16 protein-coding genes are annotated in these 13,962 nt (G+C 54.6%); 13 read left to right on the forward strand and 3 right to left on the reverse strand.

Translation table 11 applies throughout. The features are described 5' to 3' along the window. Positions 1 to 27 precede the first annotated feature (27 nt). The 3 genes from N7268_RS18150 to murJ all read left to right on the forward strand — a co-directional run bounded on the left by N7268_RS18150 (position 28) and on the right by murJ (position 3,359). A complete protein-coding gene (locus N7268_RS18150) occupies positions 28 to 675 on the forward strand; it encodes a YceH family protein (protein WP_260863960.1) in 648 nt (215 codons plus the stop codon). A 1-nt stretch (position 676) separates the two neighbouring features. After that, a complete protein-coding gene (locus tag N7268_RS18155) occupies positions 677 to 1,600 on the forward strand; it encodes a Gfo/Idh/MocA family protein (RefSeq protein ID WP_260863961.1) in 924 nt (307 codons plus the stop codon). 223 nt (positions 1,601 to 1,823) lie between these two features. Next, positions 1,824 to 3,359: a murein biosynthesis integral membrane protein MurJ gene (murJ, locus tag N7268_RS18160; RefSeq protein ID WP_260863962.1), complete on the forward strand. Its 1,536-nt coding sequence runs from the start codon at positions 1,824 to 1,826 to the stop codon at positions 3,357 to 3,359. Positions 3,360 to 3,402: 43 nt separating this feature from the next. On the opposite strand, the gene flgN is transcribed toward murJ, so the two are convergent. From flgN to flgA, 3 genes are all read right to left on the reverse strand, one after another. Then, positions 3,403 to 3,825, reverse strand: a complete 423-nt coding sequence (flgN, locus tag N7268_RS18165) for a flagella biosynthesis chaperone FlgN (protein ID WP_198903701.1) — start codon at positions 3,823 to 3,825, stop codon at positions 3,403 to 3,405. Between the two features lie 3 nt (positions 3,826 to 3,828). Next, positions 3,829 to 4,122 carry a flagellar biosynthesis anti-sigma factor FlgM gene (gene flgM / locus N7268_RS18170; protein ID WP_198903702.1) on the reverse strand — a complete coding sequence of 98 codons (294 nt, stop codon included), beginning with the start codon at positions 4,120 to 4,122 and terminating at the stop codon, positions 3,829 to 3,831. Positions 4,123 to 4,213: 91 nt separating this feature from the next. Next, positions 4,214 to 4,873 (reverse strand): flagellar basal body P-ring formation chaperone FlgA, encoded by a 660-nt coding sequence (flgA, locus tag N7268_RS18175; RefSeq protein ID WP_260863963.1) that lies wholly within the window; start codon positions 4,871 to 4,873, stop codon positions 4,214 to 4,216. Between the two features lie 156 nt (positions 4,874 to 5,029). On the opposite strand from flgA, the gene flgB reads away from it, so the two are divergent. The 10 genes from flgB (at position 5,030) to flgK (ending at position 13,958) form a co-directional block, all read left to right on the forward strand. Next, positions 5,030 to 5,446, forward strand: a complete 417-nt coding sequence (gene flgB / locus N7268_RS18180; RefSeq protein WP_198903704.1) for a flagellar basal body rod protein FlgB — start codon at positions 5,030 to 5,032, stop codon at positions 5,444 to 5,446. Between the two features lie 3 nt (positions 5,447 to 5,449). Next, on the forward strand, positions 5,450 to 5,854 hold the full coding sequence (flgC, locus tag N7268_RS18185) for a flagellar basal body rod protein FlgC (RefSeq protein WP_045441655.1): 405 nt from the start codon (positions 5,450 to 5,452) through the stop codon (positions 5,852 to 5,854). 11 nt (positions 5,855 to 5,865) lie between these two features. Further along, positions 5,866 to 6,564 (forward strand): flagellar hook assembly protein FlgD, encoded by a 699-nt coding sequence (gene flgD / locus N7268_RS18190; protein ID WP_260863964.1) that lies wholly within the window; start codon positions 5,866 to 5,868, stop codon positions 6,562 to 6,564. A 26-nt stretch (positions 6,565 to 6,590) separates the two neighbouring features. Next, complete coding sequence (gene flgE, locus N7268_RS18195; protein WP_260863965.1) at positions 6,591 to 7,844, forward strand: flagellar hook protein FlgE; 1,254 nt, start codon at positions 6,591 to 6,593, stop codon at positions 7,842 to 7,844. Positions 7,845 to 7,864: 20 nt separating this feature from the next. Beyond that, positions 7,865 to 8,620 (forward strand): flagellar basal body rod protein FlgF, encoded by a 756-nt coding sequence (locus N7268_RS18200; protein ID WP_198903707.1) that lies wholly within the window; start codon positions 7,865 to 7,867, stop codon positions 8,618 to 8,620. Between the two features lie 13 nt (positions 8,621 to 8,633). Continuing rightward, complete coding sequence (gene flgG / locus N7268_RS18205) at positions 8,634 to 9,416, forward strand: flagellar basal-body rod protein FlgG (RefSeq protein ID WP_003036202.1); 783 nt, start codon at positions 8,634 to 8,636, stop codon at positions 9,414 to 9,416. Between the two features lie 57 nt (positions 9,417 to 9,473). Then, positions 9,474 to 10,172, forward strand: a complete 699-nt coding sequence (flgH, locus tag N7268_RS18210; RefSeq protein ID WP_198905369.1) for a flagellar basal body L-ring protein FlgH — start codon at positions 9,474 to 9,476, stop codon at positions 10,170 to 10,172. A 33-nt stretch (positions 10,173 to 10,205) separates the two neighbouring features. Then, the gene (locus N7268_RS18215; protein ID WP_260864696.1) at positions 10,206 to 11,282 is read left to right on the forward strand and encodes a flagellar basal body P-ring protein FlgI; all 1,077 of its coding nucleotides are present in this window, start codon (positions 10,206 to 10,208) and stop codon (positions 11,280 to 11,282) included. Beyond that, a complete protein-coding gene (gene flgJ / locus N7268_RS18220) occupies positions 11,282 to 12,232 on the forward strand; it encodes a flagellar assembly peptidoglycan hydrolase FlgJ (RefSeq protein ID WP_260863966.1) in 951 nt (316 codons plus the stop codon). The genes N7268_RS18215 and flgJ overlap by 1 nt, the downstream gene beginning before the upstream one ends. 64 nt (positions 12,233 to 12,296) lie before the next feature. After that, positions 12,297 to 13,958 carry a flagellar hook-associated protein FlgK gene (gene flgK, locus N7268_RS18225; protein WP_260863967.1) on the forward strand — a complete coding sequence of 554 codons (1,662 nt, stop codon included), beginning with the start codon at positions 12,297 to 12,299 and terminating at the stop codon, positions 13,956 to 13,958. Positions 13,959 to 13,962 lie beyond the last annotated feature (4 nt).

Here is a 13,962-nt window from a genome sequence, read left to right on the forward strand (position 1 = left end):
TGTATAGCCTGATAAATGGAGAAGACGATGAAATACGAATTAACCGCCACCGAAGCGCGAGTGATTGGCTGTTTGCTGGAAAAGCAGGTCACCACCCCGGAACAGTATCCGCTCTCTGTTAATGGCGTAGTGACGGCCTGCAACCAAAAGACCAATCGTGAGCCGGTGATGAACTTGTCGGAATCCGAGGTGCAGGATCAGCTCGATAATCTGGTGAAACGCCATTTTCTGCGTACCGTCAGTGGGTTCGGCAATCGCGTCACCAAGTATGAGCAGCGTTTTTGCAACTCAGAGTTTGGTAACCTCAAACTCAGCACCGGGGAAGTCGCGCTCATTACGACGTTGCTGCTGCGTGGCGCACAGACGCCAGGAGAACTGCGTAGCCGCGCATCCCGGATGTACGAATTTAGCGACATGGCAGAAGTGGAATCGACGCTGGAAAAACTGGCAACCCGTGAAGATGGCCCTTACGTGGTGCGTCTGGCGCGTGAGCCGGGTAAACGAGAAAGCCGTTATATGCATCTGTTCTGCGGTGATGTCGATGAAACGATCGCCACGGCGGATGAGCCTCAGGCGGTTTCCGGTGATTTGCAGGCCCGCGTTGAGGCGCTGGAAACCGAAGTCGCCGAGCTCAAGCAACGGCTTGATTCACTCCTGGCGCACCTGGGAGACTAATGTGAAAAAATTACGTATTGGTGTTGTCGGTCTGGGCGGTATTGCGCAAAAAGCCTGGCTCCCCGTTCTGGGTGCGGCTTCGGAGTGGACGTTACAAGGTGCCTGGTCACCCTCGCGTGAAAAAGCGGAGCGTATTTGCGATACCTGGAGGATGCCGTACGTTGATTCGCTCCAAAACCTGGCGGCAACCTGTGATGCGGTTTTTGTCCACTCCAGCACCGCGACGCACTATGCGGTAGTGAGTGAACTACTGAAAGCCGGAGTGCACGTTTGCGTGGATAAACCGCTGGCGGAAAACCTGCGTGATGCGGAGCTGCTGGTGGAGATGGCGGCGCGGAAAAAACTGACGCTGATGGTTGGCTTCAACCGTCGATTCGCGCCGTTGTATCAGGATTTAAAAGCGCAGTTAAGCCAGGCGGCATCTGTGCGTATGGACAAACATCGAACGGATAGCGTGGGGCCGCATGATTTGCGCTTTACGCTGTTGGATGACTATTTGCACGTTGTGGATACCGCGTTGTGGCTGGCAGGAGGAGAGGCGCACCTCAATGGCGGCACGTTGTTAACCAATGAGTCCGGGGCGATGCTCTATGCCGAGCACCATTTCTCTGGGGAGCACGTGCAGATAACCACCAGTATGCACCGCCGCGCGGGTAGTCAGCGGGAGAGTGTACAGGCGGTGACGGATGGCGGGTTAATTGACGTCACGGATATGCGGGAATGGCGTGAAGAACGTGGAAACGGCGTGGTACACAAGCCTGTTCCTGGCTGGCAAACGACGTTAGAACAACGTGGATTTGCCGGGTGCGCGCGTCATTTTATGACATGCGTACAAAATCAGACGGTTCCTGAGACTGCCGGGGAACAGGCGCTACTGGCCCAGCGCGTTGTCGAAAAGCTGTGGCGGGAGGCGATTGCCGAATAACCCCCTGTAACATCTGGCGGTAGTAATTCACCGTAATCCAGGTACTATATGCCCACTCAAAATAATGCCTCTTTTCAAACCAGCGGCTAGTTTGTAGGCCTGATAAGACACCTTCGGTGTCGCCATCAGGCACAGTAACATTGCCGGATGGCGGCTCAACGCCTTATCCGGCCTACGGACAGGTTGTGCGGGGTTTTGCCTCAGAGTCTGGAATACAACATAGATGAACTTATTAAAGTCGCTGGCAGCCGTCAGCTCGATGACGATGTTTTCACGCGTACTGGGTTTTGCGCGTGACGCGATAGTCGCCAGAATCTTTGGCGCAGGGATGGCGACAGATGCCTTTTTTGTGGCATTCAAACTTCCTAACCTGCTGCGCCGAATTTTTGCTGAAGGTGCATTTTCTCAGGCATTTGTGCCTATTCTGGCAGAGTACAAAAGTAAGCAGGGTGAAGACGCTACCCGCGTGTTTGTGGCTTACGTTTCGGGGCTGCTCACGCTGGCATTGGCTGTGGTCACGGTTGCCGGGATGCTCGCGGCGCCGTGGGTGATTATGGTGACTGCGCCCGGGTTTGCCGATACTGCCGACAAATTTGCGCTGACCACCCAACTGTTGCGCATTACGTTTCCCTATATCCTGCTGATTTCGCTGGCTTCACTGGTAGGGGCGATTCTTAACACCTGGAACCGCTTCTCTATCCCGGCGTTTGCCCCAACGTTCTTAAACATCAGCATGATCGGTTTTGCGCTGTTTGCGGCTCCTTATTTTCACCCACCGGTGCTGGCGCTGGCCTGGGCCGTTACCGTCGGTGGGGTGCTGCAGTTGGTTTATCAGCTGCCGCATTTGAAGAAAATCGGCATGCTGGTGCTCCCCCGCGTCAACTTCCGCGATGCGGGCGCAATGCGCGTTGTGAAGCAGATGGGACCAGCGATCCTCGGTGTCTCTGTCAGCCAGATTTCCCTGATCATCAACACCATTTTCGCTTCATTTCTGGCCTCCGGTTCGGTCTCATGGATGTACTACGCCGACCGCCTGATGGAGTTTCCGTCCGGTGTGCTGGGTGTGGCGTTGGGGACTATCCTGCTGCCCTCGCTGTCCAAAAGCTTTTCCAGCGGCAATCATGATGAGTACTGCCGTTTAATGGACTGGGGGTTACGCCTCTGTTTTCTGCTGGCATTACCCAGCGCGGTGGCATTGGGCATTCTGGCAAAACCGCTGACAGTGTCGTTGTTCCAGTACGGCAAATTTACCGCTTTTGATGCGGCGATGACGCAACGTGCGCTGGTGGCGTATTCAGTCGGCCTGATTGGTTTGATCGTCGTGAAAGTGCTGGCACCAGGGTTTTATTCGCGTCAGGACATTAAAACGCCGGTGAAAATTGCCATTGTGACACTGATTATGACCCAGGTGATGAACCTGGCGTTTATCGGGCCATTGAAGCATGCCGGGTTGTCACTGTCGATTGGTCTGGCGGCATGTCTGAACGCGTCTTTACTGTACTGGCAATTACGGAAACAGAAAATCTTCACGCCTCAGCCTGGCTGGGCCTGGTTCCTGACACGGCTGGTCATTTCTGTACTGGTGATGTGCGCGGCGCTGGTGGGTATGCTCTACATCATGCCCGAGTGGTCGCAGGGAACGATGTTATGGCGTCTGCTGCGTCTGATGGCTGTGGTGGTTGTCGGGATTGCTGCTTACTTTGCTGCGCTCGCCGTTCTGGGCTTTAAACTGAAAGAGTTTGTGCGCCGGACGGCGTAAGAGAAAGGGGAGTTACCGTCAGGTGGCTCCCCTTATCGAAAGATCAAATAGAGATTTTTTTCCCGCCGCGGTGCGCAGCAGAGGTTTGGCCGTTCGCGCCATAAAGCGTCGGCTCCTGATGCGGTTTCAGCACCGCAATCGCCTGGTGGTTACGCTCGATTTGCCCTTCGAGCAACCAACCGTTGTGCTGATTGAGATCGCGTAAATGCTGTGTTTTCTGGGTAATTGTTTGCCAGCGTTCAGCAATCTCATCATTGGCGCTGCGCGTCGCGTCATGTGCAAGACGGCGCTGCTGCTCCAGATAATCCAGGGTTGCCAGCAACGAGCTTTTTTCTTCTGTAATACGCTGTAGCTGGCTACCGTTGATGTGGCCTGCGGAAAGCTGTTGCTGCTCAGCATCCATCACCGTTTTCAGGTCATTGAGGACGGTCGTCATCTGATCAAGTATTTCTGACAAACGAGTCATACTTTATTTACTCTGTAGGTAGCTCTGTGCCTCGCGGATCAGCGAGTCTGCAATTTTTCCGGTGTCCATTTTCAGCTCACCATTACGGATTGCGGTTTTCAGTGCTTCGACGCGCTCCATATTGATGTCATTGGTACCGGGCTGCATCAGTTTCGCCTGCGCGTCGCTTAACATCACGCTGGTGCTGTGCGTCGCCGATGTTTTTTCCTTCCGCGTTTTTTGTACCTGCGTATCGCTGGTTTCGCGCGGCTGAACAGTGCTGACTGGTTTCAATGGCGAGGTACGATCAATGCTCATTTTTTTATCCTCATAGAGGGTTACGCTATAGCGACCCGCTTTAATCATTGGTTGATTATTTATCGGCATCCGCTAAAAAATCTTTAACCTATTATAGGTTAATAAGAATATTCCCATCAGAATCGACGATACCGCTCACCACCTGGCCTGACATCATCCGCACTCTCGCGTTTTGCGCGACGGCGGCATTGTTCAGCGCTTTGCCTTCTGCATTAACGCGAAAACCGTCGCCGTTGGCGATGACCAGTACGCGCTGGCCTGCTTTTATCCGCCATGCCTGGCGCAACATCGTAAGCTGTATCGGCTGACCGGGGACAAGGTCGCGCAAACTGACGGCTTCCTGCACCTGATCGATATCCAGTACGGTTCGTGGCGGCAATTGGTCCAGACGACCGCGTTTCAATGCCACACTCGTTGCATTCAGCGCGCTGCCTCGTGCAATGGGAGCCGCCGCGACAACATAGTTTCCCGTGGCCTGCACATTGACTTGCAGATAACGTTTTTCATTGGCGCAACGCGCCAGCACATTCACATTTCCCCATAGCTTTGCGCTGCCGGCCACGCTCAACGCAGGCTGCTCGCAACTCGGTAGCAGGTTTGGCGATGTACGGATGGTCACCACTACCTCATCGCTGAACCCTGCCAACCGCTCGGAAAACCAGGCCGTTAGCTGTGAATTCAGGTCCTGCGCCAGCGTCAGAGGGCTAAACAGCAGTGCTGCCACGGCAATTGTGCGTTTAAACGTTTGCATCAAAACCTCGCGCTTTTCAGGTAGTGACGGGATTTTACCTGTGTGACGCACTCATCAACGCAACAAATAGCGACGCATTTTGCGTTTATTCCGGCGATAACGCGCGCGTAATGGGATTTAAGCTGTCGGCTGAATTTTGTCATTTGCGGAGGAGATATGCTCGATAAGCTCGACGCCGCCTTACGTTTTCAACAGGAAGCGCTGAATCTGCGCGCCCAACGCCAGGAAGTATTGGCGGCCAACATTGCCAATGCCGACACGCCCGGGTATCAGGCGCGTGATCTGGATTTCGCCAGTGAACTCAAAAAAATCATGGTGCGCGGACGCGAAGAAACCAGTGGTGTCTCGTTGACGCTGACCTCCGCACAACATATTCCGGCCCAGACCACCTCGGCGCCTTCAATGGAGCTGCTTTATCGTATTCCCGATCAACCCTCCTTGGATGGCAACACGGTTGATATGGACCGGGAACGTACACAGTTTGCGGACAACAGTCTGAAGTATCAGATGGGGCTGACCGCGTTGGGTGGGCAAATCAAAGGCATGATGAACGTGCTGCAAGGAGGGAACTAATTCGTGGCGCTGTTAAATATTTTTGATATCGCAGGTTCTGCGCTGACGGCGCAATCCCAGCGTCTGAATGTGGCAGCCAGCAACATGGCGAACGCGGACAGCGTCACCGGTCCCGATGGCCAACCGTATCGCGCGAAGCAGGTTGTGTTTCAGGTCGATGCAGCCCCGGGCGCGGCAACGGGCGGCGTAAAAGTGGCGGATGTCATTGAAAGCCAGGCGCCGGATAAGCTGGTTTATGAACCCGGTAATCCGCTGGCCGATGCGAATGGTTACGTAAAAATGCCCAATGTGGACGTGGTCGGAGAGATGGTTAACACCATGTCAGCCTCCCGCAGCTATCAGGCAAACGTCGAAGTGCTCAACACCGTAAAAAGCTTGATGCTTAAAACGCTGACGCTAGGCCAGTAAAGGAGGCGCACATGTCAATTGCTGTAAAAATGAATGATCAGAGCACTGCGGGTGTGAATGCCGCGACCGGCAACAGTTCGCTAACGGGCAGCAACGCGGCTGATCTGCAAAGCAGCTTTCTTACGCTTCTGGTTGCGCAGCTGAAAAACCAGGACCCGACGAACCCTCTGCAAAACAACGAACTGACCACGCAGCTGGCGCAGATCAGTACCGTTAGCGGCATTGAGAAACTCAATACCACGCTGGGATCTATCTCCGGTCAGATTGACAACAGCCAGTCTCTACAAGCCAGCACCCTGATTGGCCACGGCGTCATGATCCCGGGCACCACTATCCTGACGGGTAAAGGGGCGGAAGAAGGGGCAAAAACCACCACCACACCGTTTGGCGTTGAGCTGCAGCAACCGGCAGATAAGGTGACGGCAACTATTACCGATAAAGACGGCAAGGTCGTACGCACCATAGACATCGGTGGGTTGAAGGCCGGTGTTCATACCTTTACCTGGGACGGCACGATGACGGACGGTACGGACGCGCCGAGCGGTTCTTATAACGTGGCGATTTCCGCCAGCAATGGTGGTACGCAGCTCGTGGCGCAGCCTCTTCAGTTTGCGCTGGTGCAGGGGGTTATTCGCAGTAACGGCGGTAATACGCTGGATCTCGGCACCTACGGAACCACCACCCTCGACGAAGTACGGCAGATAATTTAAGCCCTCACACTTATCAGGAGTAAGTCATGGCCTTTTCTCAAGCGGTCAGCGGTCTGAACGCTGCAGCGACCAACCTCGATGTCATCGGTAACAACATCGCCAACTCCGCCACGTACGGTTTTAAATCCGGTTCGGCCTCATTTGCGGATATGTTTGCCGGTTCTAAAGTAGGTTTGGGCGTAAAAGTTGCGGGTATTACCCAGGACTTTACCGACGGTACTACCACCAACACCGGGCGCGGGCTGGATGTTGCCATCAGCCAGAATGGTTTCTTCCGTATGGTCGATAGTAACGGTTCTGTTTTCTACAGCCGTAACGGTCAGTTCAAGCTCGATGAAAACCGCAATATCGTCAATATGCAGGGGCTTCAGCTGACAGGCTATCCGGCAACGGGCACCCCGCCAACGGTACAACAGGGCGCTAACCCGACCCCCATCACCATCCCGAATACCCTGATGGCGGCAAAAGCGACGACCACGGCGTCAATGCAGATCAACCTGAACTCCACTGACAAAGTGCCTACGAAGACGCCATTTAACCCAGGCGATGCGGATTCCTACAATAAAAAAGGCACCGTGACCGTTTTTGATAGCCAGGGTAACGCCCATGACATGAATATTTTTTATGTCAAAAATGCCAAGGACAATACCTGGGAAGTCTACACCCAGGATGCATCAACCGGTGATGCTGCAAAATCTGCGGGATTTATGCGCTTTAACGAAAATGGTGCGTTTTTAGGCATAAGTGCAACGGCAACGGAGACACCACCAACTGCACCGGCAACCTGGCCCACAGATATCAAGGTCGACACAGGTACGATCAATGGCGCAACCGCAGCCAATTTCTCTCTGAGCTTCCTGAATTCCATGCAGCAGAACACCGGCGCCAACAACATCGTTGCAACCAATCAGAACGGTTATAAGCCAGGCGATCTGGTGAGCTACCAGATTAACAATGACGGCACCGTTGTCGGTAATTACTCCAACGAACAGCAGCAGATTCTGGGACAGATTGTACTGGCAAACTTTGCCAACAACGAAGGTCTGGCGTCTCAGGGGAATAACGTCTGGGCTGCAACGCAGTCTTCGGGTGTGGCGCTGCTCGGAACGGCAGGTACGGGGAACTTCGGCAAGCTGACTAACGGTGCGCTGGAAGCTTCAAACGTGGATTTGAGTAAAGAACTGGTGAACATGATCGTCGCGCAGCGTAACTATCAGTCGAACGCGCAGACCATCAAAACCCAGGATCAGATCCTCAACACGCTGGTCAACCTGCGCTAAGCGCCTGACGGGATGGCTTAATGGATCACGCAATTTATACCGCCATGGGGGCGGCCAGCCAGACGCTGAATCAGCAGGCGGTGACGGCCAGCAACCTGGCAAACGCCTCTACGCCGGGCTTTCGCGCGCAGCTCAATGCGTTGCGTGCCGTTCCGGTGGAAGGACTTTCGTTACCGACGCGAACGCTGGTCGTCGCTTCGACGCCGGGCGCGGATATGACACCCGGTCAGATGGACTACACCTCCCGCCCGCTGGATGTGGCATTGCAACAGGACGGTTGGCTGGCGGTGCAGACCGCGGACGGTAGCGAAGGGTATACCCGCAATGGTGCTATTCAGGTCAGCCCGACCGGTGAACTGACCATCCAGGGGCATCCGGTCATTGGCGAAGCCGGACCGATTGCCGTACCGGAAGGTTCGGAAATCACCATCGCTGCCGACGGGACGATTTCGGCGCTGAACCCCGGCGATCCGGCGAACACGGTAGCACCTGTAGGGCGTCTGAAGCTGGTGAAAGCCACGGGTAATGAAGTGCAGCGTGGGGATGACGGGATGTTCCGTCTGAGCGCGGCGGCGCAGGCGACCCGTGGACCGACACTGCAAGCCGATCCCAGCATCCGCGTGATGTCGGGCGTACTGGAGGGCAGTAACGTCAAACCGGTAGCGGCGATGAGCGACATGATCGCCAGTGCCCGCCGTTTCGAAATGCAGATGAAGATTATCAGTAGCGTGGATGATAACGCGGGTCGTGCCAACCAACTGCTGTCGATGAGTTAATACAGGACATTTTATGATCAGTTCATTGTGGATCGCCAAAACCGGCCTGGATGCGCAGCAAACCAATATGGATGTGATTGCCAACAACCTGGCAAACGTCAGCACCAATGGGTTTAAGCGTCAGCGCGCGGTTTTTGAAGACCTGCTGTACCAGACGATTCGCCAGCCGGGCGCTCAGTCTTCTGAGCAGACAACGCTGCCGTCCGGTTTGCAAATTGGTACCGGTGTGCGTCCGGTTGCGACCGAGCGTTTACACAGTCAGGGTAACCTGTCGCAGACCAATAACAGTAAAGATGTGGCGATTAAAGGCCAGGGCTTTTTCCAGGTCATGTTGCCGGATGGTACATCAGCCTATACCCGTGATGGCTCGTTCCAGGTGGATCAAAACGGTCAACTGGTGACGGCGGGTGGTTTTCAGGTACAGCCTGCGATCACCATCCCGGCTAACTCGCTCAGTATCACTATCGGGCGTGATGGCATCGTCAGCGTGACGCAACAGGGGCAGGCCGCACCCGTTCAGGTGGGGCAGCTCAACCTGACCACTTTTATGAATGATACTGGCCTGGAGAGTATCGGTGAAAATCTGTACACCGAAACGCAATCCTCCGGTGCGCCTAACGAAAGTACGCCGGGGCTTAACGGCGCGGGTCTGCTGTATCAGGGGTATGTCGAAACGTCTAACGTTAACGTGGCCGAAGAACTGGTGAATATGATCCAGGTTCAGCGCGCTTACGAAATTAACAGTAAAGCGGTATCGACCACCGATCAGATGCTGCAAAAACTGACGCAACTCTAAAGTGATGTCCGGTGGGGTGTGAGCCTCACCGGCGCACTGATTTTGAAGATCATGGCAATGCGAAAATACGCGCTTCACCCTTACCCAATGATGGCCCTGTTGGTGGTTTCACTGACAGGATGCGCCTGGATCCCGGCGACACCGCTCGTGCAGGGCGCGACGACGGCTCAGCCCATTCCAGGTCCGACGCCGGTGGCGAATGGATCAATCTTCCAGTCTGCGCAGCCGATTAACTATGGCTATCAGCCACTATTTGAAGACCGTCGCCCGCGTAATATTGGCGATACGCTGACCATCGTATTGCAGGAAAACGTCAGTGCGAGCAAAAGCTCCTCTGCCAATGCCAGTCGTTCTGGCAAAACAAACTTTGGCTTTGATACGGTTCCGCGCTATCTGGAAGGGCTGTTCGGGAACGAGCGTGCCGACGTAGAAGCGTCTGGCGGCAATACCTTTAATGGTAAAGGTGGCGCAAACGCCAGTAACACATTCAGCGGTACGTTGACCGTGACGGTGGATCAGGTGCTGGTGAATGGCAATTTACACGTTGTGGGTGAAAAGCAGATCGCCATCAATCAGGGCACGGAATTCATCCGCTTCTCAGGGGTTGTTAACCCGCGCACGATCAGCGGCACCAACTCCGTTCCGTCAACACAGGTTGCGGATGCGCGAATTGAGTATGTCGGCAATGGCTACATCAATGAAGCGCAGAATATGGGTTGGCTGCAGCGTTTCTTCCTTAATTTGTCGCCGATGTAAGCGAGGGCTCCAGTGTTTAAATCTCTTATTGGAATGGTACTGGTCCTGGCAACCACCTTTGCGCATGCCGATCGTATTCGCGACCTGACCAGCGTTCAGGGCGTGCGTGAAAACTCGCTAATTGGTTACGGGCTGGTGGTCGGACTGGATGGGACGGGCGACCAGACCACTCAGACGCCGTTTACCACGCAAACGCTCAATAACATGCTTTCCCAGTTAGGGATCACTGTGCCAACCGGCACCAATATGCAGTTGAAAAACGTGGCGGCGGTGATGGTTACCGCATCATTCCCGGCATTCGGTCGCCAGGGGCAAACCATTGATGTGGTTGTCTCTTCAATGGGTAACGCCAAAAGCCTGCGCGGTGGTACGCTGCTGATGACGCCGCTGAAAGGTGTGGATAGCCAGGTGTACGCGCTGGCGCAGGGGAATATTTTAGTGGGCGGCGCGGGTGCGGCGGCCGGTGGTAGCAGCGTTCAGGTTAACCAGCTCAACGGTGGACGCATTACCAATGGCGCCACCATTGAGCGTGAGCTGCCCAGCCAGTTTGGCGGTGGCAACACCATCAATCTGCAGCTTAATAATGAAGATTTCACTATGGCGCAGCAAATTACCGACACCATCAACCGCTCTCGCGGCTTTGGTAGCGCTACGGCGCTGGATGCCCGAACCATTCAGGTGCGGGTGCCGAGCGGCAATAGTTCGCAGGTTCGTTTCCTTGCGGATATCCAGAATATGGAAGTGAACGTTACGCCGCAGGATGCGAAGGTGATTATCAACTCCCGTACCGGCTCTGTGGTGATGAACCGTGAAGTGACGCTGGACAGTTGTGCTGTTGCGCAAGGCAACCTGTCGATTACCGTTAACCGCCAGGCGAACGTCAGCCAGCCGGATACGCCGTTTGGCGGTGGGCAAACCGTTGTGACTCCGCAAACTCAGATCGATCTGCGCCAAAGCGGCGGTTCGTTGCAGAGCGTCCGTTCCAGCGCCAATCTGAACAACGTCGTGCGTGCACTGAATGCCCTGGGCGCAACGCCGATGGATCTGATGTCTATCCTGCAATCCATGCAGAGTGCGGGTTGTTTACGCGCCAAACTGGAAATTATCTGATGATTGGCGACAGCAAACTGCTGAGCAGCGCGGCCTGGGATGCGCAATCACTGAATGAACTGAAAGCGAAAGCGGGCCAGGACCCGACGGCGAATATCCGTCCGGTCGCCCGCCAGGTTGAAGGGATGTTCGTACAGATGATGCTGAAAAGCATGCGCGAAGCGCTACCGAAAGACGGGGTGTTCAGCAGCGACTCGACGCGTCTGTACACCAGCATGTATGACCAACAAATCGCCCAGCAGATGACCGCAGGTAAAGGTCTGGGTCTGGCTGAAATGATGGTTAAGCAGATGACGCAAGGGCAGGCGCAACCGGCTGAAGAGGCACCGCAGGTGCCGATGAAGTTTCCGCTGGAAACGGTGACCAGCTATCAAAATCAGACCCTGACGCAGCTGGTACGCAAAGCTATCCCTCGCACAGCAGAAAGTAACGATGAGCCACTCTCAGGTGACAGCAAAGACTTCCTCGCCCAACTCTCGCTGCCGGCCAAACTGGCGAGCCAGCAAAGCGGGGTTCCGCATCACCTGATACTGGCGCAGGCGGCGCTGGAATCCGGCTGGGGACAACGACAAATTCGTCGCGAGAATGGCGAACCCAGCTTCAATATTTTTGGGGTCAAGGCCTCGGGAAGCTGGAAAGGGCCGACAACCGAAATTACCACCACCGAATATGAAAACGGTGAAGCGAAAAAGGTGAAAGCCAGATTCCGTGTCTATAGCTCTTACCTTGAGGCACTGTCGGATTATGTGGGGCTAATATCCCGAAATCCGCGCTACGCGGCGGTAACGGGCGCTGCAACCGCTGAACAGGGCGCACAGGCCTTGCAGAATGCCGGTTACGCAACTGACCCTAACTATGCGCGTAAATTAACCAGCATGATCCAGCAGCTGAAATCGATGAGCGAGAAAGTGAGCAAAACGTACAGTACGAATCTCGATAATCTCTTTTAAATAGCTCAAGTCTACGCATCCGCTGCCGATAATAACGAGTATTGAAGGATTACAAGGAACCTCCATGTCCAGCTTGATCAACAACGCTATGAGTGGACTCAGCGCAGCGCAGGCTGCGTTGAATACTGCCAGTAATAACATCTCCAGCTATAACGTTGCCGGGTACACACGGCAAACGACAATCATGGCGCAAGCGAACAGCACGCTGGGTGCGGGGGGCTGGGTAGGCAATGGCGTCTATGTTTCTGGCGTGCAGCGTGAATATGATTCATTCATCACCAATCAGTTACGTGCGGCGCAGAACCAGAGCAGCGGCCTGACGACGCGTTATGAGCAGATGTCGAAAATCGACAATCTGCTTGCCAGCAAAACCAGTTCCATTTCGACCTCAATGCAGGACTTTTTTACCAGCCTGCAGACGCTGGTCAGTAACGCGGAAGATCCGGCGGCGCGTCAGGCGCTGATCGGCAAAGCGGATGGTTTAGTGAATCAGTTCAAAACCACCGATCAGTACCTTCGCGATCAGGATAAGCAGGTTAACATTGCGATTTCCGCCAGCGTTGATCAGATCAATAACTACGCGAAGCAAATTGCCAGCCTCAACGACCAAATCTCCCGTTTAACCGGTGTCGGTGCGGGTGCTTCACCTAACGACCTGCTTGATCAGCGTGACCAGTTGGTGGGTGAGTTGAACAAGATCGTTGGCGTGGAAGTCAGCGTTCAGGATGGCGGTACGTACAACGTCACCATGGCGAATGGTTATTCGTTGGTGCAGGGGAGCAATGCGCGTCAGCTGGCGGCGGTGCCTTCCAGTGCCGATCCTTCCCGTACAACGGTGGCCTATGTTGACGGCGTTGCCGGCGATATTGAGATCCCTGAGAAACTGCTCAATACCGGTTCACTGGGGGGATTGTTGACGTTCCGCTCGCAGGAGCTGGATCAAACGCGTAATACGCTGGGCCAGTTGGCACTCGCCTTTGCCAAAGAGTTTAATACCCAGCATAAAGCCGGTTATGACGCCAACGGCGATCAGGGCAAAGATTTCTTTGCCATTGGCAATCCTTCCGTAACCAGCAATGCTAAAAACACGGGCAAAGCGGTGTTAACCGCGGAAGTGGATGACAGCTCGAAAGTGCAGGCCACCGATTATAAGGTCGAGTTTAAGAGTGGTAAGTGGCAAGTCACGCGCCTGGCCGATAACACGACGTTTGAAGCCAAACCGGATGCCAGCGGCAAGCTGGATATTGATGGCCTGAAAGTGACGGTGGCGCCATCGACAGGGGCGAATGAAAACGACAGCTTCATTCTGAAGCCGGTCAGTGACGCTATCGTAAACATGAAAGTCATGGTGACGGACGAGTCGAAAATCGCCATGGCGTCAGAGAAAAAAAACGATCCAGCCGCTGATACAGGTGCAAGTGATAACCGCAATGGTCAGAAACTGTTGGATCTGCAAACCAAGGCGACCGTCGGGAATAAATCCTTTAACGACGCGTATGCCACGCTGGTAAGCGATGTGGGGAACAAAACCGCCACGCTGAAGACCAGCAGTACCACGCAAAACAATGTGGTCACGCAGCTCTCTAATCAGCAGCAGTCCATTTCCGGGGTTAACCTCGACGAAGAGTACGGCAATTTGCAGCGCTATCAGCAGTATTATCTGGCCAACGCCCAGGTCCTGCAAACGGCGAACTCACTCTTTGATGCACTTCTGAATATTCGTTAAGGGA

This window comes from Citrobacter sp. Marseille-Q6884 (genome assembly GCF_945906775.1).
Lineage (GTDB): Bacteria > Pseudomonadota > Gammaproteobacteria > Enterobacterales > Enterobacteriaceae > Citrobacter.

Bases quoted from the DNA above. Each gene is read 5' to 3' on its own strand.
- N7268_RS18150 (WP_260863960.1), top strand. From the start codon at position 28: ATGAAATACGAATTAACCGCCACCGAAGCGCGAGTGATTGGCTGTTTG.
- murJ (WP_260863962.1), top strand. From the start codon at position 1,824: ATGAACTTATTAAAGTCGCTGGCAGCCGTCAGCTCGATGACGATGTTT.
- flgN (WP_198903701.1), bottom strand. From the start codon at position 3,825: ATGACTCGTTTGTCAGAAATACTTGATCAGATGACGACCGTCCTCAAT.
- flgM (WP_198903702.1), bottom strand. From the start codon at position 4,122: ATGAGCATTGATCGTACCTCGCCATTGAAACCAGTCAGCACTGTTCAG.
- flgA (WP_260863963.1), bottom strand. From the start codon at position 4,873: ATGCAAACGTTTAAACGCACAATTGCCGTGGCAGCACTGCTGTTTAGC.
- flgB (WP_198903704.1), top strand. From the start codon at position 5,030: ATGCTCGATAAGCTCGACGCCGCCTTACGTTTTCAACAGGAAGCGCTG.
- flgD (WP_260863964.1), top strand. From the start codon at position 5,866: ATGTCAATTGCTGTAAAAATGAATGATCAGAGCACTGCGGGTGTGAAT.
- flgE (WP_260863965.1), top strand. From the start codon at position 6,591: ATGGCCTTTTCTCAAGCGGTCAGCGGTCTGAACGCTGCAGCGACCAAC.
- N7268_RS18200 (WP_198903707.1), top strand. From the start codon at position 7,865: ATGGATCACGCAATTTATACCGCCATGGGGGCGGCCAGCCAGACGCTG.
- flgG (WP_003036202.1), top strand. From the start codon at position 8,634: ATGATCAGTTCATTGTGGATCGCCAAAACCGGCCTGGATGCGCAGCAA.
- flgH (WP_198905369.1), top strand. From the start codon at position 9,474: ATGCGAAAATACGCGCTTCACCCTTACCCAATGATGGCCCTGTTGGTG.
- N7268_RS18215 (WP_260864696.1), top strand. From the start codon at position 10,206: ATGGTACTGGTCCTGGCAACCACCTTTGCGCATGCCGATCGTATTCGC.
- flgJ (WP_260863966.1), top strand. From the start codon at position 11,282: ATGATTGGCGACAGCAAACTGCTGAGCAGCGCGGCCTGGGATGCGCAA.
- flgK (WP_260863967.1), top strand. From the start codon at position 12,297: ATGTCCAGCTTGATCAACAACGCTATGAGTGGACTCAGCGCAGCGCAG.